Origin of the sequence: Fusobacterium varium, assembly GCA_021531615.1 — a bacterium.
Classification (GTDB): Bacteria; Fusobacteriota; Fusobacteriia; order Fusobacteriales; family Fusobacteriaceae; genus Fusobacterium_A; species Fusobacterium_A varium_C.
Map to the genome: position 1 here is coordinate 89227 of JADYUE010000002.1, position 17161 is coordinate 106387.

Below are 17161 nucleotides of genomic sequence, written 5' to 3' on the forward strand. Positions count from 1 at the left end.
ATTATTTTTTCTTAATCAACCATATATTTCTTGAATATATTAAAAGATTAGGTGCTTGTCCCAATATAAAAACAGGATCTTTTCTATAGATAGCATATATTAATAAAAATATACTTCCTCCTAAACTAAATAACCAAAATGAAAAGGGAACTACACTTTTTCCAGCTTTTTCACTTGCTATCCATTGAACAATAAATCTCATTGAGAAAAGTCCTTGTCCTAATAACCCTATCAACATCATAAAATCTAAATTAAACATAACTCTCACCTAATCTTTAATCTTGTAGTTTAATTTTCTTTGTTCCATCCATCTAACAGCAAAGGCATCTTTTAAACCTTTAAATAGACGGTTAAAAATTCCATATTTAGAAGTTCCAAACTCTCTATCATAGTGTCTAACAGGTATTTCTATAACAGAGAAACCATTTATCTTAGCCAATGTTGGTAAAAATCTATGCATTCCCTCAAAAAGATAGAAACTTTTTACAACCTCTTTTTTAAACAGTTTAAGAGGACAACCAGTATCCTTTATATTATCTCCTGTAACAAAATTTCTAACTCCGTTTCCAACTAAAGATGAGATTTTTCTTTTAAGTCCATCTTCTCTACTCTCTCTCATTCCATTTACCATATCATATTTTTCTATATATGGTAGCAAAGTATAGATATCTTCAGGGTTTGTTTGTAAATCAGCATCCATAGTGACTATCAAATCTCCAGTAGCAATTTTAAACCCAGCATCTAAAGCAGCTGTTTGTCCATTATTTTTAGTAAAATGAGCAACTTTTATATGTCCATTTTTATTAGCCTCTTCATCTAACAACTCTCCACTTCCATCTGTACTTCCATCATCAATTAAGATAATTTCATATGATAAAAATCTCTTCTTTAATGTCTCCTCAATCTTAGTGATCAACCTAACTATATTTTCCTTTTCATTAAAAATAGGTGCTATTACTGATATTCTTTCCATTATTTATCCTCCAAATTATATTCAATTTTTGTTAACAAGTTTATGTTAAAATAGAAATATTAAAAAATGGTTAAGAAAATTAAAATAAATAAATTTTAACTTAAATTTAACATTGAGGGTGTATAATAAAAAAAACAGTTAAGGAGGAGCTATGAAAACTATTCTCATTATAGAAGATGAAAAGAAAATAAGAAGATTTTTACAACTTGAGTTAGAGCATGAGGGATACTCAGTTATAACAGCTGAAGATGGAGAAGAGGGATTGAATAAGGTAAAAAATAATCACTATGATATTGTACTTCTTGATCTTATGTTACCTAAACTTTCAGGAGAAGAGGTGTGCAAAGAGATTAGAGAGTTTTCAGAAATTCCAATTATTATTCTTACAGCTAAAGATCAAACTCTAAATAAAGTTGAACTTTTAGATATGGGAGCTGATGATTACTTAACTAAACCATTTGCAATAGAGGAGCTTTTAGCTAGAATAAGAGTAGCTCTAAGAAATAAAAAGGATTTTACTGATAATAGATTTTTAACATACCACTCTTTGAAACTTGATTTAGAGACAAAAATTTTATATAGAGATGATGAGGAGATCTCTCTTACTAAAAAAGAATTTAATCTTTTCTACCTTCTTATGTTAAATAAAGAGATTGTTATCTCAAGAGAAAAGATTCTTGAAGAGGTTTGGGGATATGATTTTCTAGGAGATGAAAAAATTGTTGACGTATATATAAATGCTCTTAGAAAAAAAATAGAGAATGAAGATGAAAAATATATCCAAACTGTTAGAGGATTTGGATATACTTTAAAAAGTAGAGGTTAAAATATGAAAAAAATATCAAAGGAGTTAAGAAAAAGTTATATTGTTTTAATTTTTCTATTTTTACTATCTTATATTGGAATTGTAATCTTTTTTGCTTGCTATATTAATAAAGTAACCTATGAAGATCTTAAAACAACAGATGGTTTTATGAATTATGAATTAGGGGAATTTGAGCATAAATTGAAACTTGGAAAAACTATTGAGAATCTTTTTCAAGGAGCTTTAGATGAGTGTCCTAAAATAGATGGACTTTCAGCTCTTTTTATTTATAATAATAAAATTTATGGAGAAGATTATCCAGAAGATACAGTTAAAAAAATAGAAAAAGAGATAAAATCACAAGAAGTTCAAAAATTAGGTTTTTATAGGTATCAATTTATTTATAGAGAAGTTAAAGTCAATAATAATATTAAATTTGATCTTATCTTAGTAAAAAATATGCAAGAGGATAGGGAAATCTTACAAGGAATTATTAAAATTATACTCTTTTTAGCTATTTCTACTATTTTAATTGGTACTTATATATCAAAAAATTTTTATCATAAATTTATGAAACCTCTAAACAGTTTGCAAGATATAACTAATAAATTAAACTTAAATACATTAGATAACAAATTTAATACTTCTAGTCAATTTATAGAGTTTTCAAATATTATCACAGCCTATGAAAATATGTTGAAAAGATTAAAAACACAAACTGATTCACAAATAGACTTTGTTAATAATACTTCTCATGAATTGAAAACACCTATTTTTATAATTAATGGTTATATCAATCTTATAAAAAGATGGGGACATGAAAATCAAGAGATTACTCAAGAGGCTATTGATTCAATAGAGGAGGAAACTAAAAATATGTCAACTTTAGTTTCTAAACTTTTATTCTTAGCTAAAGATAATATAAGTGATATTGAACATAGAGAGTTTTTTTTAAAAGCTCTTATAGAAAATATTATAAGTGATTTAAAAATAGTATATCCATATGAAAAAATCAATCTTATTGGAGAAGAGGTATCTATAATCTCAGACTATAACCTTATCAAACAACTTTTAGTAAACATCATAGAAAATAGTATAAAATATGGAAGAAAAAATGATATAGATATTAAAATTATTAAGGGACAAAATATAGTTATTGAGGTAAAAGATAGAGGGGAGGGAATTAGTAAGGAAAATCTTGAACATATTTATGATAAGTTCTTTAGAGTTGATAAGGCTAGAAGTAGAGAAATCAACAGTCATGGACTTGGACTTTCAATAGTAAGAAAAATTACTGATGCTTTAAATATTGATATAAATATAGAGAGTGAATTAAATGTGGGAACAACAGTTACACTTACATTACCAAAATTATAATAATTTACTAATTAAGCTCACTTCCCTAGCATATCGTTAGATTTTGACAAAGTTCCTTTGTTATTTGTGAGTATTAGTCAAGTTTAGTTATTCAAGTTTCTTTTTAACATCAAGTTGTCTCCATGTCAGTGAATAAAGAATCTCTATGGCTCATTTCGTTGAAAATGCAAAACTCGACTTCGTCTCAAACACGTTGCATTTTCTTAACTTCATTTCGCTGAGGAATTCTAATATTCACTTCCAAATTACGTCAACTTGATGTTAGGGATAATTTATTTTTTTTAACTATTTAGGGGATACATTACATTTTTTAACTAAATCTTAATTTTTATATGAGAGAATAGAAAATATTTAAAAGGAGGCAACTATGCAAAAAATCTCATATAAGAATATTTTTAAAATTTTATTTATCTATCTAATAATCTATATCCCAATAGCTTTAACAAGGTTTCCAGATATAAAAAATGAGATAAAATACTATGCAATAACAGATAATCTAATTAAAAGCAGAGAGTTTTTTATCTTGAAATATTTTTCAGAACTCTACCCAGATAAGCCACCACTATATTTTTGGTTAATCAGATTTTTTAAAGAAAGCTTTGAGAATTTTAATTTTTTATCTATTGTATTTGGAAGTATCATTCCCTCTTTTATAATAGTTATTTTAATGTACCATCTTTTTGCCAAATTAAAAAGTGAAAAATTTGGTTTTTTAGTTGCTATTTCATTAGCAACAACTCCATTTTTTATGGGAATATCTGTCTTTTTAAGAATGGATATGTTGATGAATCTATTTATAACTATTAGTTTATACTATTTTTTTAGTATATACTTTAATTTGATAAAAAATAGTTGGATTAATAAAGTAATTTTATATCTTTCAATCTTCTTAGGAATTTTTACTAAGGGGATAGCAGGAGGAATGGTTCCCCTTTCAATTATCTTGGGATTTTTAATTTTAGAGAAAAATCTTATTTTTTTAAAGAAGATAAATTTTTTAGCAGGGTTAGGACTTATTCTATTTTGTGCTTTAGCTTGGTTTTTATTTATCTATCTGCAACCAGAGGGAAAAGAGTATCTATCTTTAATGTTTAAACAAGAAACAGTTGGAAGAATTGTAAAGGCTAAAACTCATATAAAACCTTTTTATTACTATTTTGTAAGATTGAGCTTTTTAATATTTCCATACTCTCTATTCTGGTATTGTGGTATTTTTCACTATTTGAAGGATATAAAAAATTATAGTAAATGGAATTATTTAGAAAAAATAGGTGTTATTTGGAGTATAGTACCTCTTATTTTATTCTCTTTAGCTAGTGGGAAATTGGATATCTATATGCTACCACTTTTTACTGGAATGATTTTATTGAGTCTAAATTTTTTTATTAAGATAAAAAATAAGAAAATAGGAAAAGTTTTATTAAAAATTCTTTCAACTATTTTGATTATTTCACTTTTTCTTAATAAAATCTTAAAAAATAGAGGAAATCAGTACAGAAGATTTTTAACAATTCCCCTTTCAATTGTAATTATCTTTGGGATATTGGCACAGGGAATGGGAACATTTAATAGATATTTTACTCTAAAACCTGTAGTTGCTCAAATCCAAGATAATAGAAAGATATATACATATAGATTTGAAGATTTTAAAAATATAGAGGGGATAGAACCTAAAATAAAAGATAGTAATATTACAAATATTCAAGAGCTAGAGAAAATAAAAGATATATTGAACAAAGATAATTCTAAAAATTATTTTGTGATAAAAAGCAAGTACAATGATAAATTTAATGATGTGAAAAATTTGAAATTGAAGTTTACTAATAATTCATACTCTATTTTTGAAAGAGAATAATAATTTACTTAAAATTAGAAAGGCTTTAAAAAATAACCATAATTAGTTAAAAGAAAAACTGTTGTAATTGATAAGTTTTACCAATTACAACAGTTTTTTAGTCTCTTATATTAAAATCTGTATTTTACCCCAATAGCAACAGATGTATCAATATATTTTTTATTAATAATACTATCCAAAGCTAGTGAATATTCAGTTGAAGAATCAGTTTTGTAAGTTGTAGTAAGATTTAAACTTTGTATATCCTTTGAAGTTTTTAAAGTTGGAATAGTGTAGTGTACATCAGGTTTAAAAATAAAGTTTGCATCATTGTCCTTGTAATTTTTCTCTCTATGATACCATTGTAAATCTCCATTTATATGTAATTTCTCTGTAAAAGAGTAGTTAAATTTCAATCCTGTTTTAAAAATAGCACTAGATTCTATATTTTTTCTCACATTTAAAGAGTAATCATCTTCATCTCTGTTAATTAGTTGCTTTTCTCTATAACTATTATCTTTGTTCCAAACATAATCTACTCCTATAAAAGGGTATAGATATTTTTTATTTGTTCCAAGAATATAGCCTGTTTCCCATCCAATAGAGTATAAATTTGAACTGTAATCACCTTTAATTTCACGTTTATTAAAATTATCCTCTCTATCTAAAATATATCTTTTTAAATCATGTCTTGAGTAACCAGCTCCTCCTTGTAAAGTGTTTAGCCAGTTGTTGTTTAAATAGGAGATACTTCCAACAACTATAAAAGAATCTATATTTTCTTTACTATTAGCCATATCTTTATAATCAACTTTACTACCTATATAATCATAGTTTAAGCCTAAAATTAATTTATCACTTATAGGAAAACTTGATTGTCCATTTACTCCGTAAGAATTATATGAGTAAGCAGGATGCCAAGAACTACCATAATATTTTCCGTGACTTCCAATTAGTTGGAAATCATTTTTAGAATCATCTTTGTTGATAATACTTTCTCTATTAAAATTATAATTTTTTTCTCTAGTTTTTAAATTATTTAGTTGATGAATATTTGATTTTGGATAGTTATAGATAGATTCATAGAAACCACCAACAATGTTTCTGTTTATAATAGATTCATCAAGTTTATTTAAAATTAAATAAATAATTCCATTATTTTTATCAAAATTATATTTTCCTTCCCAACCTTCAGCAACATTTACTATTTTTATATTTCCAATATTACTATTTTTAACATCTTTAATATAAATAGTAGGAATTAAAATTTGTTTATCATTTGTTACATACATAGAATCTATTGGTCTTTTAATAATTGTTCCTTCATTTAGTAAAGTTCCAGTAGATATTGTTGGTGTAAGTAGATCACTGACTTCTATATTCATAATTAAATTTCTATTTTTTTCTATTTTGAAATTTCCATTCATATCATTAATGGGGAATGGAGGTTGAGAAAATGCAGTATTTTTATCTTTATATTTATCAGGTACAGCTAATACAAGGTTATTATCAAGAGTCCATGTTCCAGATTTTACTGCAATATTTGAGAAATTTTTTATCTGATAATCTATTTTTGCAGTTTTTCCAATGGGGGATTCTGATAAGATTAAAGTATCAGTTCCTCTATTCCCTTCAATAATTCCCTTTATTTTTGAATCTGTTCCTAGTTCTAAAATATTATCTCCCCCACCTAAAAGAATAGCAGTTTCTCCTTTTTGAGAGATAGTTCCATGATTAACAAAGGTTCCTGAATTTTCAACTTGAACTCCATAATTCCCTTCATTAGCAATAGTTCCATAGTTTACACCGTAGCTTTTTCCTTCAATTACAACTCCATAATCTCCCTTATTTTCTATTATTCCAGAAGTTGAATTTTCAAAATTACTATTTTTAACATAAACTCCATAATTATTTCCATTACTAACAATCCCTTTATTAGTGAATTTTGAATTTTCTAAATAGATTCCATGTTCACCAGTATTTTTAATAATAGCCCCTTCATTATTTAAAACTTCAGTAACATGATCAGCATAAATACCATAATTCCCTTTATTCTCTATTACTCCTTTATTTGTTATATTTTGCCCATTAACTATTTTAATTCCATAATCGTTATGGTTATTGATGAAACCACTATCTTCATTAGTAACAGATACTATATTATCTCCTTCAATACCATAACTTCCTTTATTCATTATCATACCACTGTTTTTTATTGTATTTCCATTATATAATCCAATACCAACACTACCACCATTACTGATAACTCCATGAAGGTTGTTGGTAATGTTTAAAGCTCCCTCTCCTTCAACACCATAATCCCCTTTATTTGAGATAGTCTTGTTATTATAAACAGTAGAATTTTTTAAAGCTTGTACTCCTGTTGAATCATTATTTTTAATGACTCCATTGTTGTAAAAAGTCTCTCCTTCTTTTACATTGATTCTTTCTTTAACATCCTTATCGTTGTAAATTACCTTATCTTCAGTATAGCTAAAAAAAGAAAGAGTTAGAAAGAGTACAGATGCTTGTTGCTTCAGTTTTTTTCTTTTAAACATTATTCCTCCTTAATTTATTGTTAATTTTTTAACTTCACTTTATTTATATTAGTTAAAAGAATTAAATTCCTTTTTTTAAATAAAAATTTTTTTATCGCATCTTAACATATTGGAATTTACTGAAAGCTAGGGTATAATTAAATATATAGATGAAAGGAAAGGATAATATGAATGTTTTAATAACAGGGGCAACAGGTGGGATAGGACAAGCACTAATTGAGGTGTTTTATAAGAATAGTTGGAATATATTAGCTGTTGGACGGAATAAAAAAATATTAGAAGAGTTAAAGTTAAAATATGGAGATAAAATAGAAATATATAGTAGAGATATTGGCAAGGAAAAGGAGATAATAGAATTTTTAGAGGAGATTAGGGGTAGAGAGATAGATTTATTAATCAATGGAGCAGGTATAGGAGAGATAGGAGAGTTTGAAAATATATCGCTGATTGAGGAGCAAAGAATGATAGATATCAATATTCAAGCTCTTTTGATACTAACTAAATATTTTTATAAGAAGATGCTAGAGAGAAAAGAGGGAGGAATAATCAATATCTCATCTACGGCAGGGTTTCAAGTTGGAGGACCTTTAATGTGTGGTTATTATGCAACTAAAGCCTATGTAAATAGCTTGACTTTTGGTTTGATAGAGGAGAGTAAAGGGAAAAATATAAAGATAATGTTACTATGCCCTGGACCAACAGCAACTAATTTTAAGGGAATGAAAAGTGAGATAGAGGGAGCAAAAAAATTCTATATAACTACTCCAGAAGAGGTAGCCAATCAGTGTTACAGAGATTATATTTCAGGAAAAAAACTTTCAATTCCTGGGAGAGTAAATAGGATTTTATACTATCTAAATAAGTTTATTCCTTGGAAAATACAATTAAAAAATATAGAAAAGATTCAAAGGAAAAAACAGATAGAAACTTTGAATTAGGGAGGAAATATGAAGAGAAAAATAGTTTTTCTTTTAAGTTTAATATTAATTTTTAGCAGTTGTACATATTTTCAAGTGAGAGATGCTTATAAAACTGCTGAAAAGGGAGATTATACAAAATCTTTATACAGTTTGTTAGAAATATTGAAAAATGATCCCAATGATAGAAGAACACTAGATGCCTTTGAATTGATCTATCCAGAAGGGGAGAGAAAATATTATAATAATATAGAGATGACAAAGGATAGAGATATTGAAGGGTATACTAAAGCACTTTTAAATCTTTTAAGAGTACAGGAAACATATTATGCTTTACCAGAGGCTAGTAAAAATCAGATAGCTATAATAAAGCCACCTTTTGAAGAACAAACTTCAATAAAGAGAGAAACGTCAGATAGTTTCTATAAGATTGGAAATAGTTTTCTAGCTACTAACTATGAAGATAAACTTAGAAAATTTGGATTTTATAGTGAGGCTAAAAAATATAATATAGATAATCGAAGAGATATTTTAAATAAGTACAATGAAAGTAGAAAAAATGCTGAGGGAAGATTTAATTTAGAGATTTCTAGAAGTAGAGTTAACGATCAGTTTTTTAGTAGATTTAGAACTGTTGTTCAAAATGATATTAAATCTTATCCATTGTTTTCTGTAAATAGAGAGAAGGCAAATCTTGATTTGAAAATAGATTTAGAAAATTTCAGATATATTCCACCTACTGTTCAAATGTTTAGTGGAATAGATAGCTATTTTGAAACTAGAACAAGAACTGTTATAAAAAGAGTTGTAGTTGAAGAGATAGTTAATGGACAGGTTGTAGAGAAGGTAAAGTATGTTCCTGTTGAAGAAGAATATGAAGTAGAGATTTTTTATAGATATGAGAGATATGTTAAAACAACTGTTGCTGAGTATGGTTTATCATATATTTTAAGTGAGAGAAAGGGAAATAGAGAGATAGCAAGTGATAGTAAAACAATTAGATATGTTGATGAAGTAGCTTGGACAAGATATTACCCTTTGAGAATTTTACCAAGAGATATGTATAGATTTCCTGTAAGTGAACCTGAGAGATTTGTAATGGGAAAAAATGAGATGATAAATAAAGTTTTAGATATTGGGACTTCAGAAATAAATAGTGAATTAGAAAGATTAGATTCAAATAGAATAATTGGTTGGTAAGATATTAAACTATAATTTCCAAAAGTAGAGGAGTGCAAACGACTACTACTTTTGAGACGCAGAAACAAAGTTTCTGTGATCCTTAAAGCTATATTAACAAAACTTATATTACCCCTAACATCAAGTTGACGTAATTTGGAAGTGAATATTAGAATCCCTCAGCGAAATGCAGTTAAGAAAATGCAACGTGTTTGAGCGAGCTTGCGAGTGAGTTTTGCATTTTCAACGGAATGAGCCATAGGGATTCTTTATTCACTGACATGGAGACAACTTGATGTTAAAAAAGAAATATAGATAACTAAAATTGACTATTAATCGCTAAATATAAAGGTACTTTGTCAAAACCTAGCGATGTGCTAGATAACTGAGCTTAGTTAGATATATTGTAGTTTTAATAATTAAAGTTAGAGAAAAACTGTACAATTATATTTATACAATATATTTATTATTAATAAAATAAATGTAAAACTGACTAAACATTTTAAATTTCTATTAGTAAAACTATTCAATAATTGTATGAAATGTGGTATTATCTTATTATAGAAATACAAATTTGTACCTTTTAAAATACTAAAGGAAGGGTGATATATAATGAAAGAATTAGATTTACAAAGAGTAACTGATGAAGTAGAAAGAATGTGTATCGAAGGAAACTACTTTATTGGAAAAGAAGTTTTAGACAAAATTAAAGAAGCTTATGCTAAAGAAGAATCAGAAGTAGGAAAAAATATTTTAGGACAAATCATTGAAAATGATGAGATTGCTGCTAATGAACAAGTTCCTATGTGTCAAGATACAGGAATAGTAGTAGTATTCTTAGAAGTTGGAACAGAAGTAAGAATACCTGGAGATATATATGCTGCTATTAATGAAGGAGTAAGAAGAGGATATGAAAAAGGATATTTAAGAAAATCAGTAGTTAAAGATCCTTTAGATAGAGTAAATACTAAAGACAATACTCCAGCAGTTATTCATACTACATTAGTTCCAGGTTCAGATAAAGTAAAAATCGTTGTAGCTCCAAAAGGTGGAGGTTCTGAAAACATGAGTGCTTTAAGAATGTTAAAACCATCTGACGGAATCGACGGAATCAAAAAATTAGTAGTAGAAACTATTAAAAATGCAGGTGGAAACCCTTGCCCACCAATTATAGTAGGAGTAGGAATCGGAGGAAACTTTGAAAAATCTGCAATTCTAGCTAAAAAAGCTGTACTTAGAGATATCAACGACAAGAGCAGCAGCCCTATCAATGCAAAATTAGAAGAAGAATTACTAGAACTTATCAATAAAACAGGAGTAGGACCTTTAGGACTTGGAGGAAGAACTACAGCTTTAGCAGTTAAAGTTGAAACTTATCCATGCCACATAGCAGCTCTACCTGTTGCTATTAATATTAACTGCCATGCAGCTAGACATAAAGAAGTAGAACTATAATTTGAGGATATTAAAGGTTATTGAAAATAAGTTTTAGGAGGGAATATAAATGGAATATCATATCACTACACCATTAAAAGAAGAAGATATAGCTAAATTAAAAGCTGGAGATACAGTAAAAATCACTGGAGTTATCTATACTGCTAGAGATGCTGCACATGCTAGATTAGTAAAATTACTAGATGAAGGAAAAGAACTTCCAATAGATGTAAAAGGACAAGTTATCTACTATGTAGGACCAACACCTGCTAAACCTGGAAGACCTATCGGAAGTGCAGGACCTACTACAAGTTACAGAATGGATGCTTATGCACCTAGACTTATCAAAGAGGGACTAAAAGGAATGATAGGTAAAGGAGCTAGATCTAAAGAGGTTAAAGATGCTATAAAATCTGAAAAAGCTGTATACTTTGCAGCAGTTGGAGGGGCAGCAGCTCTTATAGCTAAATCTATTAAAAAAGCTGAAATCATAACTTATGAAGATTTAGGAGCAGAGGCATTAAGAAGAATGGAAGTTGTAGACTTCCCTGCAATAGTTATCAATGATATCTATGGTGGAGATCTTTATCAAGAAGGTCAAGCTAAATGGAATGAACTAGATAAATAGTTTGATTTTTTAGGAATTAGAGTATTCAAAACGAACCTTTATGTTAAAATAACACTTTAGGTTCGTTTTTTTTTGTTTTACTACCTCTTTTTTTTTCCTTCAATTCAAGGTATAATATTAGTAACAATACATACTAATGGGAGGGGTTAAAATGCTAAGATTATTTATTATTATGTTACTAACAACTGTCACAGCTTTAGGGGGCGAACTTATCAAGATAGATAATCTTATATTTGAAGAAGTCCCAATAAAAAGAGAGTTTAAAGATTACAAGGTAGGAAGGGTATTAGATGGAGATAAACGATATATAGGGTTATATGGTATTATTGATAAAGATAACCAGTTAATAACTAAACCAAATAATATGCTAGTTTCTATTCAAAAAGATTATGTATATTTAGTCGATATAAATTATAGAGAGGGAATTTTATCAAAAGAGGGAAAATGGATTGGTAAAATGGGAGAATTTAAATATAAAAATAAAGAATCTCAAATGTATAGTGAACTTAATGATAAAAAAACAAATAAATATTTTATAATCTATAAAGTTGAAAATAGAAAATATAAATATGGATATCTTAACTTTAATGGTAGTGTTCAAGTGCCAATGATATATGAGGATGCTAGAAATTTTTCAGAAGGGTTTGCATTAGTTAAGAAAGATGGAAGATGGGGCTATATAAATGAGGATGGAAAGGCAATAACAGAGTTTAAATTTTTAGATGGTAGACCTTTTAAAAATGGTGAAGCTTATGTAAGAGAGAATTCTGAAAGATATTACATAGACACAAATGGAGAAAAAAAGGTTTTTAAGAGTTTTTGTGGTAATATTAAAGATGTAGTTGTAAATTTCTTATATGATACAAAGGGAAAAGTAGGAACAATTTGGAGTGATAATATTAAGGAAAAGAAAAAAATAGATCTATAAACATCTTGGGGGCAGTATAAAAAGGAGATGACGAAATGGATTTTTTAGCAACAATTACTGCACTAGAAAATGAGGATGGAAAAAAAATATTTGAGGTAATGGTGAATGACACAATCTCTCTTTGTGTTAGAGTTTTAGTTTTTGTTTTAATATTTTATATGGGAAAAAAACTGATCAATGTTATTTTAACCTATGTAGATATGATGTCTAAAGACAGATTTGATGTAGGAGCAAGGCAATTTAGCAAATCTTTTATAAAATTAGGAATGTATATAATTTTATTCTTAGTTGGATTGCTTGTTTTTGGATTTAAAGAACAATCTATCATAACTATGATAAGTGCTGTGGGACTAGGTATAGGAATATCTTTAAAGGGATTTCTTTCAAACATTGCAGGAGGAGTAGTTATTCTATTTACTAAACCATTTACTGTTGGAGAGTATATAGAGGTAAATGGAGCTTTTGGTGAGGTTTACAAAATTGATGTATTCTCTACTCATATTAATACCCTAGATAGTAAAAGGGTAATTATTCCAAATAATGTTATGTTGAGTAGTAATGTTATCAACCACGATGCTAATGAGTATCGTAGAATAAAGCTTGAAATTCCTGTTTCATATGAGTGTGATCAAAAGAGAGCCGTTGAAGTTCTTGAAAATATCAGTAAAACATATGATGGATTAGAACATGATAGAAAACCATTTATAAATATAATGGCTTATGGAGATTCTTCAGTAAATATCTACTTTATAGTTTGGACAAAGAGAGAGGGATATTATAGAACTAGAGGAAATTTAATAGCACATATTATAGAGGTATTTAATAAGGAAAATATTGAGATTCCATATAATAAATTGGATGTTAATATAAAAAATTGTAGAGGTGATTAAAATTTCAAATAAATTTATAAAATTAGGAAAAGACTATTTTTTTATGACACTAGGGTGTTTTATCTATGCTTTTGCAGTAAATTACTTTTATGTAAGTAATCATTTAGCAGAGGGAGGAGTTACAGGGATAGCTCTTATTATATATTATCTTTTTAAAACTCCAGTGGGAATAACTTATTTTGTTGTAAATATTCCACTTTTAATATTGGGATGGAAGATGTTAGGAAAAGATTTTATTATAAAAACTTTATATGGAACTATTATGATGTCAGTTGCTTTAGGACTTACTGAGGGAATGAATGGAGCTACTTCAGATACAATTTTAGCATCTCTTTATGGAGGATTTATAGGAGGTATAGGTCTAGGACTTATATTTTTATGTGGAGGTTCTACAGGGGGAACTGATATAGTAGCTAGAATTATGTCAAAATATAGAGGTATTCCTGTGGGAAAAGCTATGTTAATACTAGATGTAATTGTACTTTCAGTAGTAGCTTTTCTATTTGGAAAAGAAGTATTTATGTATACTCTTATAGCAGCAGTAGTTTTAACTAAAACTATTGATTTTGTTCAAGAGGGTATGGATAAGGCAAAAGCTGTTACAATAATCTCTAAGAAATCAGATCTTTTAAAAGAGGAGTTAATGAAGGAGACAGAGAGAGGAGTAACTATTTTAAATGGAATGGGAGCTTATACAGATAACAATTTAGATATTATCTATTGTGTTGTAAGTAAATATCAAATAATAAAGGTAAAAAGAATAGTAAAAGAGATAGATCCACATGCTTTTTTAACGATAACAGATGTTTCTGAGGTTTTAGGAGAAGGGTTTAAAAATATAAAAGATGAGTAATTTAGTTAAAAAATGGAGTTAAACTTCTTTAAAAAGGAGGAAATATTTATGTTAAAAGAATTAAAAGAGAAGATAAAAGATTTGGCTGATAAAGATCCTAGTGGAGCAATAGAGGAAATTTTAAAAATAGATGAAAAAGAGAGAGATTATGAGATAATTTCAGAATGGGGAAGAGCTGAGAATAATATTGGAAATTATAGTAAAGCTTTAGAACTATTTATGTCTATTAAAGAAGAGGGAGAAAAGGATAAAAAGTGGAATTATAGAGTTGGTTATGCTTATAGTGGACTAGAAAATTATGAGGAAGCAAATAAGTTTTTAATGAAAGCTTTAGAGATAGATCCCAACTATCCTTGGCCATATTTTGAATTAGGTTGGAATTTGAAAAAACTAGGTAAAGAAGATGAAGCGTTAAGCTATTTAGAAAAGATGCTAGAGTTTGAGCCTAATGATGTAAATACCCTTTTAACAGTAGGAGATATCTATTTTGAAAGATCGCAGTTTGATAAAAGTTTGGAATATTATTTAAAAGTTGAAGAGCTAGGAGAAAAGGACTTTGTATTAAATTTAAATATTGGTTTCTGTATGAATGAAGTTGGAAGAAGTGAAGAGGCTTTGAAATATTATCTAAAAGCATTGGAAGAGGCATCTGATAATTCGCTTCTTATTTCACAAATAGGTGTAACATATGGAGTACTTGGAAATTTAGAAGAGGGGATAAAGTTTTTAAAAAGAGCTCATGAAATGGGAAGAGATGATATTTGGTTAAATTCTGAACTAGCTTGGCAACTTTCAAAAAGTGGAAATTATGAGGAAGCTATTGAGCATTTGAAAAAAGCTGAAGAACTAGGAAGAAAAGACTCATGGCTTTACAATCAAATAGCTTGGAATCTTGGAGTTTTGAATAGATATGATGAAGAGTTAGAGTATCTTGAAAAATCAAAAGAGGTTGAGAATAACGATAATATTTGGCTTGAATCTGAATTTGGTTGGACTTTAAGAAATAAAGGAGATGCTAAAGAGGCTATTGAACATCTTGAAAAAGCTATAAGGTTAGGAAGAGATGATGCTTGGTTACATATGGAGTTAGGACTTGCTTATGGAGATATTGATGAGCATGAAAAATCCATAGAAGAGTTGAGGAAAGCTGAAGAGAAAGGTGAAAAGAGTATAAGACTTTATTCAGGTATAGCTTGGAATTTAGGTCAACTTTCTAAACATGAAGAGGCTATTGAAATATTAAAAAAAGTAGAGGAAATGGGAAGAGAAGATATTTGGCTATGCTCTGAACTAGGTTGGAATCTTGATGCAGTTGGAAAAACAGAAGAGGGAGAAAAATATCTTCAAAAAGCTGTTGAATTAGGAAGAAAAGATGACTGGATATATTCAGAAATTGGATATAGTAGATTGAGAAATAATAAGGCTGAAGAGGGAATTGAGTATTTTTTAAAAGCTAAAGAACTAGGAAGAGATGATGCTTGGTTAAACTCTGAATTAGCATGGGCTTATGATGAATTAGGAAATTATAAAGAGGGAATAAAATATCTTCAAAGAGCTGAAGAATTAGGCAGAGATGATACTTGGTTAAACTCTGAATACGGAATAGCCTTAGGAAGAACAGGAAAGAATGCACTAGCTTTAGAAAAACTTTTTAAAGCAGTTGAACAAGGAAGAAAGGATGATTGGATATATTCAGAAATAGCTTATAATTATGGTAGATTGAATATGCCAAAAGAAGCCTTAGAATATCTTGAAAAATCTGAAAAACTAGGCAGAGATGACATTTGGTTATATTCTGAAAAAGGTTGGAACTTAAATAGTTTAGGTGATTATAGAGAAGCTCTTCTATATTTTAAGAAAGTTATTGAGATGGGTAGAGAAGATGACTGGATATATTCACAATATGCATGGACTTTAGAGAAGTTAAATAAAGATGAAGAGGCTATAGAAAATTATAAAAAAGCTTTAACTTATAATAAGTATGATTCTTGGATACTTTATCATTTAGGAATATGTTTAAGAAAAACAGGAAGCTTTATTGAGGCTATTAAATATATGAAAAAAGCTGAAGAAAAAGGTGAACTAAATGGCTGGGTAGATTTAGAGTTAGCATGGAACTTTGCTGAAATTGGAGAAAAAGAAGCTGCTAGAACTTATTTGACAAATGTTGAAAAATATCTTGATATTAATGATAAGGGAGTGAGCAGAGATTATAAAATAGTAAAAGCTCAAATAGATTCTCTTCCAACGTTGTTAGCTTAAAATAGTAGAGTTGTTGTAAATCAATAATTTTTATTTATTGATTTCTTCAACTCTTTTCTTTTTATATTTTGAAAAAATAAATTATAATTTCCAAAAGTAGAGTAGTGTAAACAACTACTACTTTTGAGATACAGAAATAAAGTTTCTGTGATCCTAAATATTTATAAAGCTTGTATTTATTATTCTGATAACTTAACTTGATTAATAATCGCTAAATGCAGAGGTACTTTGTCAAAATCTAACAATACACAAGAAAAAATGAGTTTAGCTAGATATATTATAGTTTATATTCAACATAAAAAATAAAATAAAAAAAGTTATTGACAGAAAATATTATTTGTGGTAATATAAATCTTGTCTGTGAGAGAAAAGGACAAAATAAAAAAAGAAAATAAGGACATTAGCAACAGAATAGAGAAAGATGATAAAATCAACAAACAATAAATTGGTGTAAATATCAGTTATGCAACTGAGTAAAATAGATTGAACGAAGAGTTTGATCCTGGCTCAGGATGAACGCTGA

Annotated in this window: 14 protein-coding genes; 11 read left to right on the plus strand and 3 right to left on the minus strand. The window is 28.0% G+C overall.

Annotation, left to right across the window (positions count from 1 at the left end; all coding sequences use genetic code 11):
- Position 1: 1 nt before the first annotated feature.
- Complete coding sequence (locus tag I6E31_02525) at positions 2-259, minus strand: lipid-A-disaccharide synthase N-terminal domain-containing protein (protein MCF2638844.1); 258 nt, start codon at positions 257-259, stop codon at positions 2-4.
- 9 nt (positions 260-268) lie between these two features.
- On the minus strand, positions 269-973 hold the full coding sequence (locus tag I6E31_02530) for a glycosyltransferase family 2 protein (protein ID MCF2638845.1): 705 nt from the start codon (positions 971-973) through the stop codon (positions 269-271).
- 151 nt (positions 974-1124) lie between these two features.
- On the opposite strand from I6E31_02530, the gene I6E31_02535 reads away from it, so the two are divergent.
- The 3 genes from I6E31_02535 (at position 1125) to I6E31_02545 (ending at position 5010) form a co-directional block, all read left to right on the plus strand.
- Complete coding sequence (locus I6E31_02535) at positions 1125-1799, plus strand: response regulator transcription factor (protein MCF2638846.1); 675 nt, start codon at positions 1125-1127, stop codon at positions 1797-1799.
- Positions 1800-1802: 3 nt separating this feature from the next.
- Positions 1803-3155, plus strand: a complete 1353-nt coding sequence (locus I6E31_02540) for a HAMP domain-containing histidine kinase (protein MCF2638847.1) — start codon at positions 1803-1805, stop codon at positions 3153-3155.
- 367 nt (positions 3156-3522) lie between these two features.
- Positions 3523-5010, plus strand: a complete 1488-nt coding sequence (locus I6E31_02545) for a glycosyltransferase family 39 protein (GenBank protein ID MCF2638848.1) — start codon at positions 3523-3525, stop codon at positions 5008-5010.
- A gap of 110 nt (positions 5011-5120) precedes the next feature.
- Here I6E31_02545 and I6E31_02550 read toward each other — a convergent pair whose 3' ends face one another.
- Entirely contained in the window at positions 5121-7547 is a 2427-nt protein-coding gene (locus tag I6E31_02550; GenBank protein ID MCF2638849.1) for an autotransporter domain-containing protein, read from the minus strand.
- A gap of 167 nt (positions 7548-7714) precedes the next feature.
- Between I6E31_02550 and I6E31_02555 the strand changes: the two genes are divergently transcribed.
- From I6E31_02555 to I6E31_02590, 8 genes are all read left to right on the plus strand, one after another.
- Entirely contained in the window at positions 7715-8485 is a 771-nt protein-coding gene (locus I6E31_02555; protein MCF2638850.1) for an SDR family NAD(P)-dependent oxidoreductase, read from the plus strand.
- Between the two features lie 9 nt (positions 8486-8494).
- The gene (locus I6E31_02560) at positions 8495-9664 is read left to right on the plus strand and encodes a hypothetical protein (GenBank protein ID MCF2638851.1); all 1170 of its coding nucleotides are present in this window, start codon (positions 8495-8497) and stop codon (positions 9662-9664) included.
- 591 nt (positions 9665-10255) lie between these two features.
- Entirely contained in the window at positions 10256-11098 is an 843-nt protein-coding gene (locus tag I6E31_02565) for a fumarate hydratase (protein MCF2638852.1), read from the plus strand.
- Positions 11099-11147: 49 nt separating this feature from the next.
- Positions 11148-11705: a Fe-S-containing hydro-lyase gene (locus tag I6E31_02570; GenBank protein ID MCF2638853.1), complete on the plus strand. Its 558-nt coding sequence runs from the start codon at positions 11148-11150 to the stop codon at positions 11703-11705.
- A gap of 151 nt (positions 11706-11856) precedes the next feature.
- Positions 11857-12633: a WG repeat-containing protein gene (locus I6E31_02575; GenBank protein MCF2638854.1), complete on the plus strand. Its 777-nt coding sequence runs from the start codon at positions 11857-11859 to the stop codon at positions 12631-12633.
- A gap of 35 nt (positions 12634-12668) precedes the next feature.
- Positions 12669-13523 carry a mechanosensitive ion channel family protein gene (locus I6E31_02580; GenBank protein ID MCF2638855.1) on the plus strand — a complete coding sequence of 285 codons (855 nt, stop codon included), beginning with the start codon at positions 12669-12671 and terminating at the stop codon, positions 13521-13523.
- Between the two features lies 1 nt (position 13524).
- Positions 13525-14376 carry a YitT family protein gene (locus tag I6E31_02585; GenBank protein MCF2638856.1) on the plus strand — a complete coding sequence of 284 codons (852 nt, stop codon included), beginning with the start codon at positions 13525-13527 and terminating at the stop codon, positions 14374-14376.
- Between the two features lie 48 nt (positions 14377-14424).
- Positions 14425-16638, plus strand: a complete 2214-nt coding sequence (locus I6E31_02590; protein MCF2638857.1) for a tetratricopeptide repeat protein — start codon at positions 14425-14427, stop codon at positions 16636-16638.
- Positions 16639-17161: the final 523 nt, after the last annotated feature.

Coding starts and splice junctions, on each gene's coding strand:
- I6E31_02525 (MCF2638844.1), bottom strand. CDS start 259: ATGTTTAATTTAGATTTTATGATGTTGATAGGGTTATTAGGACAAGGA.
- I6E31_02530 (MCF2638845.1), bottom strand. CDS start 973: ATGGAAAGAATATCAGTAATAGCACCTATTTTTAATGAAAAGGAAAAT.
- I6E31_02535 (MCF2638846.1), top strand. CDS start 1,125: ATGAAAACTATTCTCATTATAGAAGATGAAAAGAAAATAAGAAGATTT.
- I6E31_02540 (MCF2638847.1), top strand. CDS start 1,803: ATGAAAAAAATATCAAAGGAGTTAAGAAAAAGTTATATTGTTTTAATT.
- I6E31_02545 (MCF2638848.1), top strand. CDS start 3,523: ATGCAAAAAATCTCATATAAGAATATTTTTAAAATTTTATTTATCTAT.
- I6E31_02550 (MCF2638849.1), bottom strand. CDS start 7,547: ATGTTTAAAAGAAAAAAACTGAAGCAACAAGCATCTGTACTCTTTCTA.
- I6E31_02555 (MCF2638850.1), top strand. CDS start 7,715: ATGAATGTTTTAATAACAGGGGCAACAGGTGGGATAGGACAAGCACTA.
- I6E31_02560 (MCF2638851.1), top strand. CDS start 8,495: ATGAAGAGAAAAATAGTTTTTCTTTTAAGTTTAATATTAATTTTTAGC.
- I6E31_02565 (MCF2638852.1), top strand. CDS start 10,256: ATGAAAGAATTAGATTTACAAAGAGTAACTGATGAAGTAGAAAGAATG.
- I6E31_02570 (MCF2638853.1), top strand. CDS start 11,148: ATGGAATATCATATCACTACACCATTAAAAGAAGAAGATATAGCTAAA.
- I6E31_02575 (MCF2638854.1), top strand. CDS start 11,857: ATGCTAAGATTATTTATTATTATGTTACTAACAACTGTCACAGCTTTA.
- I6E31_02580 (MCF2638855.1), top strand. CDS start 12,669: ATGGATTTTTTAGCAACAATTACTGCACTAGAAAATGAGGATGGAAAA.
- I6E31_02590 (MCF2638857.1), top strand. CDS start 14,425: ATGTTAAAAGAATTAAAAGAGAAGATAAAAGATTTGGCTGATAAAGAT.